Here is a 17,585-nt window from a genome sequence, read left to right on the forward strand (position 1 = left end):
AATAAATTGTGTTATGTAAATCGGTCGAGCTCCGTTTATTTTATCCGGAATGCCCAGAAAGTACGAAAAGTACAAAACAAAGTTTTGTTTCGCCATAGTTCTCCTAGCATAGCTCGCTTTATGATGTAAGCAATTCTTAAACAAAGGAGCTGCTGAATAACATGAATGCGGAACAGTTGCGCAAATTCGAAGAGGACGGTTATTTTATTCTGGAAAACTTGTTTACGGAAAAGGAAATGAACGAGCTTACCCGAGCAATCGACAATATCGTTAAAGAGGACGAGGAAGCACTGCTTGCCAAGGAAGTAACCGAAGGAATGAGCCGGGCGAAGGAAATTACGTTTACGACGAACCTGGTGAAAAAAGGCGAAGTATTCCAACGATTTTGCGGGGACGAACGGTTCGTGGACATATCGACGGCGATTCTCGGTCCGGACATCGCTTTGTATTGGGATCAAGCGGTATATAAACGGCCGGAGACGCTGAAGGATTTCCCTTGGCACCAGGATAACGGCTATGGCAACGTGCTGTCGGACGAATACGTAACTTGCTGGCTCGCCCTAGAGGACGCCACCGTCGAGAACGGCTGCATCTGGATCAAGGAGAAAACGCACAAGCAAGGTATCGTTGAGCATAAGAACACTCCGATCGGGTGGCAATGTTATTTCGGGGACGATCCGGGAACGCCGGTGGAGTTGAAGAAAGGCAGCATGGTCGTATTCTCATCCTTGCTCTTTCACCGCAGCGGACCTAACGTAAGCGACAACGTCCGTAAAGGGTATATTCTGCAATATTTTCCGACCCACACGACGAATTTGAAGAACGGTAAATCTTTCAAGAAGATGGTTATTGCCAAAGACGGCAAAGCGTTTCTGGATATTTCCAATATTAAAGCCCAGGATCATTTTGATGAAGCAGACGCAGTTTAGTTCATTTGGACGTTTTGAGAACGTACGAGTATCGAGGCTGGGCTTCGGAGCGATGGGTTTGGCGCAAGGGACGTTCGGCCGTTTCGAGGAGAAGGCTTTGGTCGAAGCCGTATTGCACAGCTTGGAGAGCGGAATCAATCTCGTGGATACGGCAAGATTATACGGGGATTCGGAAGCGCTTATCGGCAAAGCCCTAAGAGAGTGGAGGGGTGAACGGCCGTTCCTTGCAACCAAAGTTCAGCCTCACGCTAATGGGTGGGGAAGACCGGTGGAAGTAATGGAAGCTTACCCACCGGGATCGTTGTCAGAGAGCGTGGAAACATCGCTTGTCCAGCTTGGGGTGGAAGCCATAGACTTGGTACAGATGCATCAGTATTGGCCGCTATGGGATTACAGCGATTACTGGATGGATGAGCTGTTGCAGTTGAAGGAGCAGGGCAAAATCCGTTTTATCGGCATTTCGGTTCCGGATCACCGTCACGATATGGCGCTGCATCTTATTCAATCGGGCGCCATAGATTCGGTTCAATCGATCTTGAACGTGTTCGATCCGATTGCTCTGGATAATTTGGTTCCATTGTGCCGCAAGCTCGGCGTGGCGTTCATTGCCCGATGCGTCTTGGACGAAGGGGGATTAACCGGGTTCCTAACGCTTGAATCGGAATTTGCGGGAGACGATTTCAGGAACGGCTATTTCGATGCCGGCCCGCGGGAAGAGTATATTCGGAGAACGGAGAGATTGAAGAGCTTTGTTCCTCAACATGCGGGCAGTTTGGCTGAATTGGCGTTGCGGTTCGCGCTGCAGGATCCGGGCGTCACGACGGCTGTCGTGTCTATGCACGTGAAGCAGCATGCCGATTCGAACATGGCAGCCCTGAACGCGGGGCCGCTTCCAGCGGATGTGTTCGAAGAGCTGAGATATCATCATCGCTGGGTGAGGAATTTGTACGAGCATAAGTACTGGTAATCGCTAAGCTGATCATCCTATTTACCTGCTTTCCCACATAACATGGAAACGACGGGGAGTTGCGGGGGGAGGGTGCGAATGGCAATTAAACCATTGGCGTTGCAACAGGGTGATACGGTAGGCATCGTGACGTTAGGCAGTCCTTTGGATGCCGATGTCATCAACAGGCGAATCGCTTATTTGCAATCGATGGGGCTAAAGGTCATCGCAGGGAAGTATGTTTACGCGCAGAACGGATACTTGGCGGGAACCGATCAAGAACGTGCCGAGGATTTAATGAATATGTTCGCGGACGAACGGGTGAAAATGATTTTGCCTTCTCGCGGCGGCGTAGGCGTAGAAGGGATATTGCCATACCTGGATTACGATTATATTCGCGGCCATCCCAAGATCGTCAGCGGATATAGCGATATCACGGTATTGTTGAACGCGCTGACGCAGTTTTCCGGTATCGTTACTCTCCATAGCTTGCTTCTCATCGATTTTAGACCGGGGACTCCCCCCTACAACTTCGAGCAATTTTTCACGGCAACCTCATCCGTCGTCGTACCTCGTCCTCTTAACAATCCCCCCGAAAAACCGCTTTCGGGTAAAGTGCCTGGCAGTGCAAGCGGTCCGATCGTTGGGGGCAACCTGACTTCGTTGGTCGGTTCTCTGGGCACGCCTTTCGAAATCGATACGACGGGGAAAATTCTGTTGCTCGAAGAAACTCATGAACCCGTGAATACGGTATACCGCTATGTGGAACAACTTAAGCTTGCGGGTAAATTCAACGATTGCAGCGGTATTCTCTTGGGGGAGTGTACGAACTGTATGGATGCATACGGTCAAACCTATGAGGACTTGATAAACGATTTTATCGTACCGCTGGGCAAACCGTTGCTGACGAACCTTGCTTCAGGGCACGGCGTTTACAAAGCGGCTATTCCGATCGGAGCATTCGCGAACATGAACGCTTCCAACGGTTTAATCACCTTTTTGGAGCCGGCGGTACGGTATTAGCTTGAATACATAAACACCCGCAAAGTCATGAATGACCTTGCGGGTGTTTATGTATTTGTCTATTTAGCGCTTCGTGGCTTTGGCGAAGCGTTCCTGAATGATTGAGTTGCTTAGTTTCCAAGCGGATAAATCCTCTTTGACTAATTGCGCAGATGATTTCTTGGAAGGAGCGAACAAGAGCGCGTCCTTCGGTTGATCGCCGACCGCAAGGCTTACTTTGCCGTTCTTCGATACGTATACACTCATGGCTGCATGCCTCCTAAGATCATTTTGATAATCTCGACCAAGTAAGGATTTTTATTAATTATAGCATCATTCACGCTTTCTTGGTAGATCATGTACTTCCGGTTGTCCCAATCCGATTCCGAGGGAAAGTGCAGGGTTAGAACGTATTTACCCCGTTTGAAGCAGTAATAGAACATTTGTTTTGCTTGCGTATAATGAACGGTATCCTTATTCATATTATAGGTCAAGGCGACGTACGAGCTTTGATCGTCCAGCCTGAAGGAACGATTCCAGGCGACATCGGCGCATTTGGCGACATATTTCATCTTGTCGTTATCGTTTACATACAGCGTCGCTCCGATACAGGCTTTATAGGAACCTATAACCTCAGACATATACTGTCCATACTGCTGCTCGATAATTCCGCCTGACATTTTATTCATAATGGCTCTTAAAATTGACTCGTAATTAGGTTTCTCGGATGTTTGCATGAGCAAAGACAGTTCCGACAGCAATCGGAATGCATCTTCAGACTGCTCTAGCCTCCTGCCGTTCTCCACGATTGAATGCTGAAGAGGAAGCAGCATGGAACCTCTGCGAAGCAAATCGCTGAAATACTCTTTCCAATCGATTCTGACGCCGAGGGATAAGTCATCCAAGTAAACATTGCGGATAGTTAGGTCATGAAGCAGAAACCAGACATAAGCATCTATGTGGTTTGGAATGTCCGGATTTTGTTTAAGAGCGGATAGGATGACTTCAGGTGAGGGATGTTGATGGGATTCGCTTATGTATTGCTCGAGAAATTCATCCATCCATCTCTTGACGGTTTCGAAGAAAATGTTTTTAACCGTAGTATCGACGAAAATAAGAATCGTTTTACCTTTGTCGTAAGCTTTGATGAATTCCATGTGGGTGACGGTTCGCTGGGCGTCCTTGTAATAAGTGCCGCCGTTATTGCCAATAAACAGCAGGAAAATATCGGCCTCATCAACGGCCTCCAAGCATTTGACGACAGGATCTATATTTGCCGGCCAGGGGCCAAGATTTTGTTCCCACATCAGAGGTTCGTGTCCGAGATCCCTTAATTCCGTGAATGCCTCTTTACGCAGACGTTTAAGTCCATCCTCGTTGACTGAACTAATAAATATCTTTGTTTTGGCCAATCGTCAACACGCCCCCGTTCCGAGTAAGTTTCCTTCCATTATAGCCCAATAGGTGTTATCTGAACATCGTATCGAGCATACGCTAAATCATCTAGATGCTGGAAAAATGGAGTTGTGAGATACACGGGCGATGGACAAGCTGGTTAAAGACGGGAAAGTCCGCTAAGTTGAAGTCGGTAATTTACACATTGATGGAGGAGTTCAAATGAAACGTTCAACGATGACATGGCTAGTGGTTGGGGCAATCGTATTAATCGTGATTTTCTCGGCGGTAGGATCCTATAACAGGTTGGTTTCTTCGGAAACGACGGTGGACAATAAGGCGGCGCAAATCGATACGCAGCTTCAGCGCCGGGAGGACGTGATCCCGAACCTGGTGAGTACGGTCAAAGGGTATGCGGCACATGAGAAGGAAGTATTCAAAGCGATTGCCGATGCGAGAAGCAAGCTTGCCGGCGCGGGTACGACTGCAGAGAAGGCGGATGCGAACAACCAATTGGAAGGCGCCCTGTCGAGACTGCTCGTCGTCGTCGAGAATTATCCGAATCTTAAAGCAGATGCGCAGTTTACCCGTCTAATGGATGAATTATCGGGGACGGAAAACCGCATCGCGGTCGCGCGCCAAGACTATAATAATTCCGTAACCGCCTATAATACGAAAATCAAGAGGTTCCCGGCTGCGATCTATGCTTCTATGTTCGGTTTCGAGAAGAAGGAATTTTTCAAAGCGGCACCGGGTGCGGAAACCGTGCCTGAAGTCCAATTTTAACGATGGCTCGCCTAGGTTTGCATAATAAATTATATGCGGTATTCGGTTTACTTCTATTAGCCGCCATGTCCATGACAGCGGGCGGAGCATCGGCGAAAGGGGATTCCGTATATGGCGTATATGTACAAGACGAAGCGAATGTCATCTCTCAGCAAACGAAGAATGAACTCTATAACCGCGCCATCTGGCTTCATGAACAGACGGGAACGGCTCAAGTCGGGGTAGTGACGGTTAGCTCGCTTAACGGGCAGACGCTTGAAGATTTCGCGGTAACCCGATTCCGGGAGATGGGTCTGGGAGACAAGGAACGTAACGATGGCGTGCTCCTCCTCTATTCCACTTCTGACAAGCATGTGCGCATTGAAGTCGGCTACGGTCTGGAGGGGCGTATACCCGATGGTAAAGCCGGGGCGATACTCGACCAATATTTTGTCCCTAATCGCGATGCGGGCCATATCGATCTTGCTTTCTCCCAGACGCAAAGTGCTATCGTGAACGAGGTTGCGGCGGAATACGGATTGGATGCGTCCGGAGTGACCGATGATAACTTGCCCCCGCTTGGTACTCATGACGGCAACGGGTTTTTCGGAAGTATGCCTGGGTTCGTGAAAATATTGCTGGGGCTCGGCGTCGTTTTGCTCATTTTCCTGGACTTCAAGTTTACGGGCGGCGCGATTACGTTCACCATACTCAACTTGATCGGCCGCAGGGGCGGATCAGGAGGCGGGGGACGAGGCGGAGGCAGCGGAGGCGGAGGTTCTTCGGGCGGCGGCGGAGCCAGCAGATGACAGCAAGGCGGCGATTAGAGTCCGGACTTTAGGTTCCGGGCTCTTTCTTATTGGCAGGAACCTGCTATCTCTTTGTAGAAATTTATAGAAAAAGCACGAATGACGGATCGGGAATATAGGTGACAGGCGGAATGAAGGCGAAAATCGGGATAATCGTTATTATTTTTATTATTTTTTTCGGCATACGGTTTTATCGGGTTTACGAGGGAGATCGTAACGCACCGCAAGCGAAGGCGGGCATATTGGACTTGTCCAAGTGGGACGCTCGAGAGGGCGGAGTTATTCCATTGCAGGGACAATGGGCGTTCTATCCGGGAATGCTTCTTGAACCGAAGCCGGGGCAGCTTCTATCCAGCATAGAGAAAGCACAATTTTTGAAAGTGCCGGGCGCTTGGGATCGCGCGATCTCTCCCGATAAGCCGACTCCATTCGGTTATGGTACGTATAAGTTAGAAATCATTATGCCCCGTCAAAAGGATTTAGAATATGCCGTAAATGCGCAGATCATCAGAACCGCCCACCGAATGTATATCGACGGCAAACTCGTCGGACAAGAAGGGGAACCGGGAACGGACAGCGCCAGCACGAAACCTCGAGTTATGCCTTACACGGCAAAGTTCTCTGCGAACGGAGACAAAGTGGAGCTTGTTATTGCAACGGCTAACTTTGATTATGGGAGCTTCGGCGGTATTTTTCACAATATTCGATTCGGATCGTCGGAAGCGATAGATCGCAGCTACAAGCTCGGATTCATTGGGAACAATCTTTTAATGGGATTTTATATCATAAGCGGCGTCTATTTTTTGTTTCTCTTTTTCTTTCGCAGATCCAATAAAGAACTGCTGTATTTCAGTCTGTTTTTTTGGATGTCGTTACTCTTCTGGGCGACGCATGAGGATCGGCTTTTGTTCTGGCTGTTCCCGCAAATCGACTACGAATGGCAAACCAAATTGCAGATGCTGCCCTCTATCGGGGTGTACCTGTCTTTGTTTATGTTCGTCCTCTCGATGTTCCCGGGAATAGGCCGGCGGCGAACGGTTAAGTTCATAGGAATCTTAACCGCAGCTGACGTCTGTTTCGTTTTATTTACGAAGGTTTACGTGTTTTCCCAATTCGAATTGATCATGATGGGTGTTTATGGAGTTCTCTTTTCCTATTCCTTTTACATTCTGCTCATTAGCGGTCTAAAAAGAGAAGACGGGTCAACGTACTCCTTAATCGCGGCTATGTGCATTCTAATGGAGAGCTTAGACCAAGCCATTAATTATTTGGGATTAGCCCCGGAAACAGGGGTACTGCCGTATAAACGGATTTTGTTCGTATTAACGATGGCTATGTTCATAGCGAAGCGGTTTTTTAACAATATGGAGCAAGTGGAAATTATATCGAAACGTTTATTAGTCGCCGATAGGCTTAAAAACGACTTCCTGGCGAACACCTCCCAAGAAATCCGGTTACCCCTGCATGGCATTGTAAATCTAGCTCAGATTATGATCGACGAAGGCGGCCTAAAGGATGAGCGGCAGGAAGAACGCCTTGCCCTGATGGTTGCGACGGGGAGAAGACTAGCCCATTCGTTAAACGATATTATGGATTTGTCCAAGCTCAACGATGGCGGGTTCGAATTGCAGTTGAGGGCGGTTGATGTCCGCATGACGATTAACGGGGTTCTTGAAGTTATGCGTTATATGACGGGCAACGCCACGACCCGCTTTGAGAATCGCACGGAGTCCGGCCTTCCTTACGTTAAAGCCGACGAACAGCGTTTGATGCAAATTTTGTTTAACCTGCTTCATTACGCAGCCAAGTCTGGCGCCGAGGGTATCATTGCCGTGAAGGCGGAATGGGCCGAAGGACAAGATGAGGTTTCTGTGACGATAAGTGCTCCAGGCAGCGCAAACAAGCAAGGTGAGCAAATATCGGAATCCGGGTTAAATCTGGAGATCAGCCGCAAATTGATCGAGATGCATGGGGGCTTCTTGAATACGAATCCATCCTTTTCCCCCTCGTTAATAGAGCTTCGATTCTCGCTTCCCATATTTGAGGAACAGCTCAAATTGTCTGATTCGCTTGCATGGGGGACAGATGAATCGGATGAAGCACAATCCGAAGTTGCCGCTGCTGGTGCCCAATCTAGCTTGCCCGCTGATGCACCGAAGGTATTGATCGTAGACGATGATCCGACTACCCTTAAGATCATGGCGGATATTCTTGGGCAAGAGGGACTGCGCGTAACAGCCGTCTCGGATGGCTTGCAGGGCTTGAAAGCATGGGAGCGGGAATCGGACTGGGACTTGGTTGTACTCGATGTCATGCTTCCCCGTCTGTCCGGTTATGAACTGTGCCGCCATATTCGCGAAAGGAAATCCTTCTATGAATTGCCCGTACTTTTCCTAACGTCACGCAATCAGCCGGCAGACCTGCTAGTCGGCTTTAATGCCGGCGCGAACGATTATGTCACCCAGCCGATCGACGTTTCCGAATTTAGGGCGCGAACGCGAACTTTGCTTAGAATGAAACAGTCGATCCGCGATCAGCTTCATATGGAGATGGCGCTTATCCAAGCGCAAATTAAACCTCATTTTCTTTTCAACACCTTGAATACGATCGCCAGCTTAAGCGAGATCGACCCGGAAAGAACCCGGGTGCTATTGAACGATTTCGGCAGATACCTTAGAAGCAGCTTTGATATGAGAAACTTGGACAAGCGCGTTCCCTTTACCAAGGAGTGGATGCTTGTGCAATCCTATTTGCAGATTGAACAAGCCCGATTCGGGGATCGGATGCGGTTGTCCGTCTTGATACCCGAGCATATTTTGTTCCATCTTCCCCCGCTTTCGATTCAACCGATCGTAGAGAATGCCCTCCGCCATGGAATATTGCCCCGTTTTGAAGGGGGCCATCTTCACATCGAAGTGGCGGCGGAGCCGGACGGTTATTTAATTAAAGTACGCGACGACGGAGTCGGATTCGCGCCGGGCAGGCTGGAAGCCGTAATGTCGGGAGATTACCGTGCGGGAATCGGACTTATGAACGTGCATCGGCGTTTAATCAATGCGCATGGCTCGGGGCTGAAGATCGTAAGCGAAGCGGGTCTTGGCACTGAAGTGAGCTTCCGAATCCCAATCATGAAGGAGGAATCGGCATGAAGGTTATCGTGATCGATGACGAGAATTTAGCGCTCGAAAGCATGGTCCGCATGCTGCAGCGTTTTGACGTAGAAGTGGCGGGAACGTTTCAAGATCCGAGGGAAGCTCTAAAGCATCATGAAAGCCTTGGCGCGGAAGTTGCTTTCATGGATATCGAAATGCCCGAGATGAACGGCTTGGAGTTGGCTTCGCGCCTTCAGTCCGTTAATCCGGAGCTGCATATCGTGTTCGTGACCGCTTACGAGCAATACGCGATCGAGGCATTCGAAATGGCGGCCGTCGATTATTTGCTTAAGCCGATACAATTAAAAAGATTGGATATCACCTTGAAGCGGCTTCAGGCGATGCGCCCCGGTTCCGGACGCGAATCCCGAGAGCAGTCCGTAACTAAGCTTCGTTTGTTTCACCATATGAGCTTTCTGGATTCGCAGGGAGGTTCGCTTGAGATCCCGTGGAGAACGACGAAGGCTAAGGAACTGTTCGCCTATATGATTCATCTTGGGGATAGAACGCCGAATAAGGATGAGCTTCTTGATCGAATTTGGCCGGACGTGCATATAGAGAAAGCCGTCACGCTTCTTCATACGACGATCTATCAAATCCGTCAAACGCTGAAAAATGCCTGCATTCCCCTAAGGATCGAATACAAAGAGGGCCGGTATTGCCTTGACCTCGCGTCCGGCATGCAAGTGGACACGCGAATGTGGGAGATGGCTGTGCGGGAAGCGGCGAATGAAGGAAATCCCGAGAAAATGCATCATTTGCTGCTGACGGAGTATCGCGGGGATTACCTGGAGACGGAAGGATACCTGTGGGCGGAAAGCGAGAGAGAACGCTTAAGGGCGTTGTGGCTTGAGCATGCGCTTAAGAATGCATCGCAGATGGAAACATCGGCACTGTTCAGCAATGCCATCTCTTTGCATCAGCAAATTCAGGAGCGATTTCCCGAGATCGAGGAAAGCTATTTCGGGCTGATGAGGTTATTCGATAAGCTTGGAAATACTTCCGAGGTTCAGCATCAATATGCCAACCTTACGCGTATGCTTGCCGCGGATTTCGGGATGCATCCGGATGAAAGCATTACGAAATGGTTCGACGACTGGAACGATCGCAAGTCCTCTTAAGCGATTGTTCAGAATTTGTTAAGTTCTGTCGGTTATGATCGAAGAAAGGCAGAATGAACGCAACTGCCATACTAGGGCTTGTTCCCTGACCGGGAGGTCTTGCAGATGGCGAAAATAATGGTAGTCGACGATGCCGCGTTTTTGCGGGCTATGCTTAAAGATATATTGGTGAAGGCCGGACACGAGGTTATATTCGAAGCCGCGAATGGCCAAGAAGCGGTGGACAGGTATAAGGCAATGCGTCCTGATCTGGTGACAATGGATATTACGATGCCTGTCATGGAGGGCGTTGAAGCCGTGAAGGAAATCCGTAAGCTGGATCCGAAGGCTAATATCGTCATGTGCTCCGCTATGGGGCAAAGAAATTTGATTATCGAAGCGATCCAAAGCGGAGCCAAGGACTTTATCATTAAGCCGTTTCAGTCCAACCGCGTGCTGGAAGCCGTGGACAAGGCACTAGCTTAACGCGGACCGGATCATTATAGAAAATAACGTAACCGCTTTGCTCGCATAGGAGCAAAGCGGATTTTCGTATGCCACGGCGGCTGGTGAAGAACAATTAGCCGGAATCTATTGCATCGCCCCTATAATAAGTCCCGCTACGAGATAGGAAACCAAATGATATCCGATCGTGATGAGGTATAATCCTATTTTCTTGCCTTCGAATAAATAGTTCATTCCGATTTTAGCGGAGATGCTCAAACCGACCAACAAACCGACGGTTAGTCCGGAAGAGATCGTAGTCTTATCGGCCAACGTCAACAGCAGAGCTAACATCCATGCACCTACTAGTGCCGTAACAGCTGTGAGAATATATGTAAGCGGACCTCCCCCCGACATCTCCTCCTTCTTCTTGCCAATCTGCTTCATCCATGCGTTGCCGAACAAAACGGGCGAATACCATAGAAATCCGAGTATCATCGTTGAAACAGTCGCAGCAAGCACAGCCCAATAGTTAACCTCTGACCAATCAATCATTTTAAATCCTCCTCGTTTATATTTGTCTTCATTGTTACACATGTCCCATGGTTTTTCTACGGAAAGCGAGCGGGGCAATTCCCTCTTTATTGGAGGAAGCGCCACACTATGGTCGGATAAAGCGACTATGAGCAGGATAGTTGGCCGAAGCGCCGCACTATGGTCGGAAAAAGCGACTTTATGTTCAGGAAAGCTGGCTTGCCGCTTTCCGATAACCGCTGGGCGTATTGCCCACGTTGCGCTTAAATACGGCGATGAATGATGCGATATCTTTGTAACCCGCCATCTCGGCGACTGTACTGATTTTGTATGCTGTACTTCTTAAGAGCTCGCAGCTCTTCTGTATGCGCAGCGACTGGAGGTATCGGTTGAAGGACTGCGCGGTATGCTGCTTGAACAGGCGCTGGAGATGCCGCTCGCTCCATCGGCTAATCTCCGACAGATGGCTCAAAGTGAGCTCGCTGGACAAGTTCTGTTCCATATACGTTAACAGATGATCAAAGTGGGTGAGCTTGCGGGCAGGCGGGGATTGCGGGTCTTCCTTCATCCGATGAACGACGATTAGCAGCTGAAGAAGCAGCGTGTAGAGATAGTCGAAAGAGCCTTCTCTTGGCAAGGCATATTCGCGGTGAAGCAATAGAAACAGCTTCTCGATTGAATCGCTTGCATCAAGAAGATAGAAGTAAGATTCGGAACCATCAATTAATGATGCTATATATTCGCGAATGTTGCTATCGGAAGCGAATTCACCCAATTTGGTAAGAAGCCGCGGCGAGAACACGCAGTTGTACACGATGAGAGGATGCTTGGCCAAGTCTGTGGATACGGGACGGAACACGTGGGAAATCCCGATGGGGATGTAGAACAGTTGCCCTTTACGAACCTCATGTACCTCATCTCCGATATGGTGGAAGCCATTGCCTTCCGCGATAAAAGCAAATTCAATGAAATCATGATTATGCATCGGAGCTGTGAAGTCCTCAGTAGCTCGGTTAACATATAGAAGCAAGTCGTTAAGAAAATAAATTTCGCCTTTATACGTTTCAATAGGTCGATTCATTCGCAGAAGCATCCCTTTCCGAGAAATTTGAAATGGCTGTTTGCCCGCAATAAGATGTCCGTTTTACCGCAATACATCGCAACGGCTCCATTATATCATAGGTAACAAAAGGTTGTATTTTGAAGGGAGCTTATTCATCTATGTTGGAAGTCATTGAGCTGCGTTGCGAGTATAAGAATAATCCGGTAGGCATCGACGTAATAAACCCCCGCATTAGCTGGAAGCTTAAGTCGGATCAAAGATCTATCAAGCAATCGGTTTACGAGATTGAAGTGGCGGATGACCAATCCTTCGAGAACGGCGTGTGGAACTCGGGGAAGGTGATCTCGGATCAGTCCGTTCATGTGGAATTAGACGGGTTGAATGTCGTTTCTCGCAAGCGCTACCACTACCGCGTAAAAGGCTGGAACCAGAATGGTGACAGTTCCGGCTGGTCGGAACCAGCTTATTGGGAGACGGGAATTCTGGATAAGAAGGAATGGCAGGCGCAATGGATTGGCACGGCTCAAAACTCCGAATCCGAACAATGTCCATTGTTGCGTAAAGGGTTTGAAGTAACGGGTGGAATTAAACAAGCCCGCATATACGCATCCGCGCTAGGGCTCTATGAGCTGGAACTTAACGGTACCCGAGTAGGGGACAGCTATTTTACCCCGGGGTGGACCAGCTATAAGCATCGGCTTCAAGTGCAAACCTATGACGTTACAGAACAGCTTATCCGTGGAGAAAATGTCATTGGAGCGACACTCGGAAATGGATGGTACAAAGGGTATCTTACTTGGGGGGATAGGCGCAACCTTTACGGGGATCGTCAGGCGTTGTTCGCGCAACTGCATCTTATTTATGAAGATGGCAGAGAAGAAATAATCATAACGGATGGAAGTTGGAAAACGGCGGGAAGCCCTGTTCTCATGTCCGAAATTTATCATGGAGAAACGTATGACGCACGGTTGGAGTTGCCGGCCTGGAGTTGCGCCGGATTTGATGACAGCGGTTGGCAAGCCGTGGAGGCAGTATCACAATCGAACGACGTTCTGATCGCCCAAGAGAACGATCCGGTCAAGAAGATCGAAGAGATTAAACCAATCGAGCTCATAAAGACGCCTAAAGGTGAAACCGTCATCGATCTCGGTCAGAACATGGTGGGGTGGCTGCGTTTTACGGTACAGGGCGTGGCGGGCAGCGAGGTTGAAATTCACCATGCGGAAGTTCTCGACCAGGAAGGAAATTTCTATACCGATAACATACGTTCCGCGAAGCAGACGATCCGGTATATTCTGAAGGGCGGGGATAAAGAGACGTATGAGCCGCGCTTCACTTTCCAAGGATTCCGGTATGTTCGTTTAGTCGGGTTCGGCGAAGCGGTTCGGCTGGAAGATTTCACGGGCATCGTGCTGCATACCGATATGGCTTCAACAGGTGAATTTGAGTGTTCCGACCCGCTCGTCAATCAGCTTCAGCACAACATCGAATGGGGATTGAAAGGCAACTTCCTCGACGTGCCGACGGATTGCCCGCAACGGGACGAACGGCTCGGCTGGACGGGCGACGCCCAGATGTTCATCCGTACGGCTGCTTATTTGAAGAACATTGCTCCTTTCTTTACGAAATGGAGCAGGGACTTAGCGGCGGATCAAACGGAGAACGGCGGCGTTCCTTTCGTTATCCCGCAAGTGTTGTCCGATAAAGATCACTCCTCTGCGGCTTGGGGTGACGCAGCCGTTATCTGCCCTTGGACAATATACTTATGTTACGGGGATAAACGAATATTGGAAGAGCAGTATGACAGCATGCAAGCGTGGGTCGGTTATATTCGGAGCCAAGGGGATAACGAGTATTTGTGGAATACGGGTTTCCACTTCGGCGACTGGCTCGGTCTCGATTCCAAGCCTGACACCTATATCGGCGCAACGGACAGGGATTACATTGCCACCGCTTTCTATGCCTATTCGACATCGCTGCTTCAGAAGTCCGCTGCCGTTCTTGGTAAAACAGAGGATGCTTTGAATTATGGTGAGCTCTATGAACGAATCGTCGAAGCGTTCACGGAGGAATTCGTTACGCCTTCCGGCCGTTTGTCGGTGCCGACGCAAACTGCCCAAGTGCTGGGGCTCATGTTCGGCCTGCTCGAAGGAAAAGCCAAGAAACGGGCAAACGACAAACTAATGGAGCTATTGGAAGAGAGCAAGTTCCATTTGACGACCGGGTTTGTCGGTACCCCGTATTTGAATCATGTCCTAAGCGACAACGGCCATCTTGATGCGGCTTATAAGCTTCTTTTCCAACAGGATTACCCATCATGGCTGTACCAAGTAACCAAGGGCGCGACGACGATTTGGGAACATTGGGACGGGATCAAGGAAGACGGCAGCTTCTGGAGCAAAGACATGAACTCGTTTAACCATTACGCTTATGGAGCGATCGGCGATTGGCTTTACCGCTCTGTAGCCGGCATCGATACGGATGAACAAGCAGCGGGATATAAGCGCATATTCATCCGGCCTCAGCCTGGAGAAGGATTGACCTGGGCGGAGGGCCGATTGGATACGATGTACGGGAAGATTCGTTCTTCTTGGAAGAAAACGGAGCAAGGCGGAATGGAGCTTGAGGTTAGTATTCCTCCGAATACAACGGCGGAAATTCAACTTCCGGGAGCGGGATCGGATTCCGTAAAAGAGAGCGGGATTGCCTTGAATAAGGCAACAGGCGTGGATTCAACCGAGCAGACGGATAAAGGAGTCGTTCTCACGGTGGGCTCCGGGGATTACAAGTTTAGTTGGTAAGCTGAATGCTGATCACGATTCACATTATGAGGTCGCCGGATCATTCTGGTCGACCTCATTTTTGCATAAAAAAAATGTGGATTGACAAATGGAGGAAAGCGTTCTAGGATAAAGTTATTAAACCGGTTTAAAGAATCGGGACATCAGGAGCGCTAGACATGAAAGAAAACCGGAAAGTTACGATTCGGGACGTGGCGAAGCTGGCAGGCGTATCTCCCGCCACCGTATCGCTTGCGCTTGGCGGAGATGCGCGCGTCAATGAGAAAACTAGAATTCACGTGCTGGAGACGGTCGAGAAACTGCAATACACCCCGAACGAAATCGGACGCATCATGCGCTCGCAGAAAATCGGGGCGATCGCGTTCATTATTCCGAACACCTCGCAGCATGTGTTTTCTCATCCTTATTTTGCCCAGCTGCTTGAAGGAATGACCGAAGTATTAAACCGGTACAGCTATAACTTGCTTCTGTCGACAACGCCTTCTGAGGCGGAAGAAGCGGTTGCCTATGACAAAATCCTGCGGAACCGCAGAGCCGACGGGATTATCCTTTCCTCGGCGTCGATTAACGATCGCAATTTGCTTCGCGTAGTGGAGTCGGGTTTTCCCGTCGTATACTTAGGCAGGTGGCTTCATCCCGACGTATTAACCGTGGAAAGGGATGACTTTGGCGGCGCATACCAGGCGACAGAACATTTAATCCGGCTTGGACGGAAGCGAATCGTGCATATTTCCGGTCCCCTTGACCATCAGGAAGCGTTGGATCGCTTGGAAGGCTATAAGAAAGCTCTTAACGATAACGAGATTTTATTTAAATCAAATCTGGTTATAGAGAAAGATTTCTCCAGAGCCGCAGGCTACGAAGCCGGTTTACAATTGTTGCGGGAAAAAAGGGAATTCGATGCCGTATTCGCAGGAAACGATCTAATGGCCATTGGCGTCCTTAAAGTTTTCAAAGAGCAGGGAGTGAAAGTTCCGCAAGACGTTTCCATCGTTGGATTCGATGACATCGAGATGGCTTCCGTCGTTTCACCTATGCTGACAACCGTTCATCAGCCAATGAAGCAGATCGGCGTATTGGCCGCAGAGAAGCTCATGGCCGTATTGAACGGACAGGAAGTCGCGGAAGTTCAATCGAAAGTGACGACCGAACTTGTTATTAGAGAGTCGAGCGAAATAAATTAAAAAAATTTTCAGTAAAAATTAAACCGGTTTAAATGAATATTTAAGGAGGTGATGGCGCAGTCAACAGCCGGAAATAGCTGCATGTGGGGTCATCGTATTAACCTGACGTACCGTCTTCCAGCATTTATCCCAAGGAGGCAAGATCAATGATTCGAACGATGAGCAAAACCCGTAAACCATGGATTGCGGCACTCGCGCTGCTCCTGCTCGTAAGTACATTGCTAGCAGCTTGCAATAACAAAGGAAAATCGGACGAGGAAGTAACGCTAACGTTCTGGAACGGCTTCACGGGCCCGGATCGCCCAGCATACGAAGCTATGGTTAACGAGTTTATGAAAGCGCACCCAAAGATTAAGATCGAGATGGACATTCAGCCTTGGGATACGCTTCTCGCCAAGCTGCCAACTTCGCTTGTCAGTGGCAAGGGGCCGGATATCGCGGCATTTAACGCTTCGCTCATTCCGCAATATGCGAAGGCCGGCAATATTTTGCCGCTGGAAGACCTGTACTCTTCCAAAGACATCGATCAATCTGTGCTGCCGCCAAGTCTGGTCAAGCAGATGCAGTTCGACGGGAAATTCTTCGGGGCGCCAGCTAACTTCGCCACGCTGATGATGTATTACAACAAAGATCTATTTAAGGCTGCAGGTCTCGATCCCGAGAAACCGCCGGCTACGTGGGACGAATGGAAAGACGCTATCTTAAAGACGACCAAGTCGGAAGGAAGCGACAAGCAGTACGGTCTCGTTATCGGAGACCACGCTACGATACCGAACTGGCCGATTCTCATATGGGGCGGTGGCGGTGACATTACCTCCGCAGACGGTAAGTCTTCCCTATTGGCGGATAGCAAGACGATTGCTGCCGTTAAATTCTGGTCCGATCTTGTCATCAACGATGGAATTTCACCGGTAAACCTGACGGGCGCGGAAGCGGATAAGTTGTTCTTGTCCAGCAAAGCGGCAATGTCGGTTACGGGGCCTTGGATGACTCCTGGATTTACGGCGGCCGGGCTTAATTATGCGGTCGCTCCGATTCCGGTCGGACCCGGAGGACCGGTTACGCTCGCCGATTCCGTCGCGCTTGTTGGCGGGAAGAACACCAAGCATAAGGAAGCCGTATTCGAATTCATGAAGTTCTGGAACAGCAAGGAGCAACAAATCACTTTGTCCGTTCAAAGCGGATTCCCGCCCGCACGTACCGATCTTGCCAACGATCCGGGACTGAAGAAAAATGCGTTCGCTGCCCAATTCGCTACAGTTGCCAACGATGCGAGATTTTACTTGGGAGGTCAGGAGCAAGCGAGCAAGATCGATAACGATCTCTTTATTCCGGCCATCCAAACGATTACGAACAAGAAGGGCTCCGTAGAAGACGTCCTGAAAGATGCGGACAAGAAATTGAACGATTTGCTGCAAGGCAAATAAACAATGATCTATTCCATACTGCCAACCTAATCGG

General features: G+C 49.4%; 15 protein-coding genes. 11 read left to right on the forward strand and 4 right to left on the reverse strand.

All coding sequences use genetic code 11. The features are described 5' to 3' along the window. Positions 1-161: 161 nt before the first annotated feature. The 3 genes from K7P76_RS03185 to K7P76_RS03195 all read left to right on the forward strand — a co-directional run bounded on the left by K7P76_RS03185 (position 162) and on the right by K7P76_RS03195 (position 2,898). Positions 162-929, forward strand: a complete 768-nt coding sequence (locus tag K7P76_RS03185; RefSeq protein WP_232183283.1) for a phytanoyl-CoA dioxygenase family protein — start codon at positions 162-164, stop codon at positions 927-929. Further along, positions 910-1,896, forward strand: a complete 987-nt coding sequence (locus tag K7P76_RS03190) for an aldo/keto reductase (protein ID WP_232183291.1) — start codon at positions 910-912, stop codon at positions 1,894-1,896. The genes K7P76_RS03185 and K7P76_RS03190 overlap by 20 nt, the downstream gene beginning before the upstream one ends. A gap of 78 nt (positions 1,897-1,974) precedes the next feature. Continuing rightward, positions 1,975-2,898 carry a S66 peptidase family protein gene (locus K7P76_RS03195; protein ID WP_232183293.1) on the forward strand — a complete coding sequence of 308 codons (924 nt, stop codon included), beginning with the start codon at positions 1,975-1,977 and terminating at the stop codon, positions 2,896-2,898. Positions 2,899-2,961: 63 nt separating this feature from the next. Here the strand turns inward: K7P76_RS03195 and K7P76_RS03200 are convergent, their stop codons facing one another. Both K7P76_RS03200 and K7P76_RS03205 read right to left on the reverse strand, forming a co-directional pair. Next, positions 2,962-3,144 carry a hypothetical protein gene (locus K7P76_RS03200; RefSeq protein ID WP_130605642.1) on the reverse strand — a complete coding sequence of 61 codons (183 nt, stop codon included), beginning with the start codon at positions 3,142-3,144 and terminating at the stop codon, positions 2,962-2,964. Continuing rightward, positions 3,141-4,289, reverse strand: a complete 1,149-nt coding sequence (locus K7P76_RS03205) for a DUF4062 domain-containing protein (RefSeq protein ID WP_232183294.1) — start codon at positions 4,287-4,289, stop codon at positions 3,141-3,143. Before K7P76_RS03205 ends, K7P76_RS03200 begins: the two co-directional genes overlap by 4 nt. A gap of 205 nt (positions 4,290-4,494) precedes the next feature. Here K7P76_RS03205 and K7P76_RS03210 point away from each other — a divergent pair, with 205 nt between their 5' ends. The 5 genes from K7P76_RS03210 (at position 4,495) to K7P76_RS03230 (ending at position 10,584) form a co-directional block, all read left to right on the forward strand. Continuing rightward, a complete protein-coding gene (locus K7P76_RS03210) occupies positions 4,495-5,058 on the forward strand; it encodes a LemA family protein (protein WP_232183296.1) in 564 nt (187 codons plus the stop codon). Positions 5,059-5,075: 17 nt separating this feature from the next. Then, on the forward strand, positions 5,076-5,846 hold the full coding sequence (locus tag K7P76_RS03215; protein WP_232183298.1) for a TPM domain-containing protein: 771 nt from the start codon (positions 5,076-5,078) through the stop codon (positions 5,844-5,846). Between the two features lie 131 nt (positions 5,847-5,977). Beyond that, on the forward strand, positions 5,978-8,995 hold the full coding sequence (locus K7P76_RS03220) for a response regulator (protein ID WP_232183307.1): 3,018 nt from the start codon (positions 5,978-5,980) through the stop codon (positions 8,993-8,995). Further along, positions 8,992-10,119: a response regulator gene (locus tag K7P76_RS03225; protein WP_232183309.1), complete on the forward strand. Its 1,128-nt coding sequence runs from the start codon at positions 8,992-8,994 to the stop codon at positions 10,117-10,119. The genes K7P76_RS03220 and K7P76_RS03225 overlap by 4 nt, the downstream gene beginning before the upstream one ends. A 105-nt stretch (positions 10,120-10,224) precedes the next feature. After that, positions 10,225-10,584 (forward strand): response regulator, encoded by a 360-nt coding sequence (locus tag K7P76_RS03230; RefSeq protein ID WP_232183311.1) that lies wholly within the window; start codon positions 10,225-10,227, stop codon positions 10,582-10,584. Between the two features lie 105 nt (positions 10,585-10,689). Here K7P76_RS03230 and K7P76_RS03235 read toward each other — a convergent pair whose 3' ends face one another. Together K7P76_RS03235 and K7P76_RS03240 are read right to left on the reverse strand one after the other, a co-directional pair. Further along, positions 10,690-11,097, reverse strand: coding sequence for a DUF1761 domain-containing protein (locus K7P76_RS03235; protein WP_232183313.1), 408 nt, complete (start codon positions 11,095-11,097; stop codon positions 10,690-10,692). A 184-nt stretch (positions 11,098-11,281) separates the two neighbouring features. Further along, positions 11,282-12,157 carry an AraC family transcriptional regulator gene (locus K7P76_RS03240; protein ID WP_232183322.1) on the reverse strand — a complete coding sequence of 292 codons (876 nt, stop codon included), beginning with the start codon at positions 12,155-12,157 and terminating at the stop codon, positions 11,282-11,284. Between the two features lie 140 nt (positions 12,158-12,297). Here K7P76_RS03240 and K7P76_RS03245 point away from each other — a divergent pair, with 140 nt between their 5' ends. The 3 genes from K7P76_RS03245 to K7P76_RS03255 all read left to right on the forward strand — a co-directional run bounded on the left by K7P76_RS03245 (position 12,298) and on the right by K7P76_RS03255 (position 17,551). Further along, entirely contained in the window at positions 12,298-14,940 is a 2,643-nt protein-coding gene (locus K7P76_RS03245) for a family 78 glycoside hydrolase catalytic domain (protein WP_232183324.1), read from the forward strand. Between the two features lie 158 nt (positions 14,941-15,098). After that, positions 15,099-16,124, forward strand: coding sequence for a LacI family DNA-binding transcriptional regulator (locus K7P76_RS03250; protein WP_232183334.1), 1,026 nt, complete (start codon positions 15,099-15,101; stop codon positions 16,122-16,124). Positions 16,125-16,270: 146 nt separating this feature from the next. Further along, complete coding sequence (locus K7P76_RS03255; protein ID WP_232183336.1) at positions 16,271-17,551, forward strand: ABC transporter substrate-binding protein; 1,281 nt, start codon at positions 16,271-16,273, stop codon at positions 17,549-17,551. The last annotated feature ends 34 nt before the right edge of the window (positions 17,552-17,585 follow it).

Origin of the sequence: Cohnella silvisoli (genome assembly GCF_021190915.1) — a bacterium.
GTDB classification, from domain to species: domain Bacteria; phylum Bacillota; class Bacilli; order Paenibacillales; family Paenibacillaceae; genus Cohnella; species Cohnella silvisoli.

Excerpts from the sequence above, each read along its gene's own strand:
- K7P76_RS03185 (WP_232183283.1), top strand. The coding sequence starts at position 162 with ATGAATGCGGAACAGTTGCGCAAATTCGAAGAGGACGGTTATTTTATT.
- K7P76_RS03190 (WP_232183291.1), top strand. The coding sequence starts at position 910 with ATGAAGCAGACGCAGTTTAGTTCATTTGGACGTTTTGAGAACGTACGA.
- K7P76_RS03195 (WP_232183293.1), top strand. The coding sequence starts at position 1,975 with ATGGCAATTAAACCATTGGCGTTGCAACAGGGTGATACGGTAGGCATC.
- K7P76_RS03200 (WP_130605642.1), bottom strand. The coding sequence starts at position 3,144 with ATGAGTGTATACGTATCGAAGAACGGCAAAGTAAGCCTTGCGGTCGGC.
- K7P76_RS03210 (WP_232183296.1), top strand. The coding sequence starts at position 4,495 with ATGAAACGTTCAACGATGACATGGCTAGTGGTTGGGGCAATCGTATTA.
- K7P76_RS03220 (WP_232183307.1), top strand. The coding sequence starts at position 5,978 with ATGAAGGCGAAAATCGGGATAATCGTTATTATTTTTATTATTTTTTTC.
- K7P76_RS03225 (WP_232183309.1), top strand. The coding sequence starts at position 8,992 with ATGAAGGTTATCGTGATCGATGACGAGAATTTAGCGCTCGAAAGCATG.
- K7P76_RS03230 (WP_232183311.1), top strand. The coding sequence starts at position 10,225 with ATGGCGAAAATAATGGTAGTCGACGATGCCGCGTTTTTGCGGGCTATG.
- K7P76_RS03235 (WP_232183313.1), bottom strand. The coding sequence starts at position 11,097 with ATGATTGATTGGTCAGAGGTTAACTATTGGGCTGTGCTTGCTGCGACT.
- K7P76_RS03240 (WP_232183322.1), bottom strand. The coding sequence starts at position 12,157 with ATGAATCGACCTATTGAAACGTATAAAGGCGAAATTTATTTTCTTAAC.
- K7P76_RS03245 (WP_232183324.1), top strand. The coding sequence starts at position 12,298 with ATGTTGGAAGTCATTGAGCTGCGTTGCGAGTATAAGAATAATCCGGTA.
- K7P76_RS03250 (WP_232183334.1), top strand. The coding sequence starts at position 15,099 with ATGAAAGAAAACCGGAAAGTTACGATTCGGGACGTGGCGAAGCTGGCA.
- K7P76_RS03255 (WP_232183336.1), top strand. The coding sequence starts at position 16,271 with ATGATTCGAACGATGAGCAAAACCCGTAAACCATGGATTGCGGCACTC.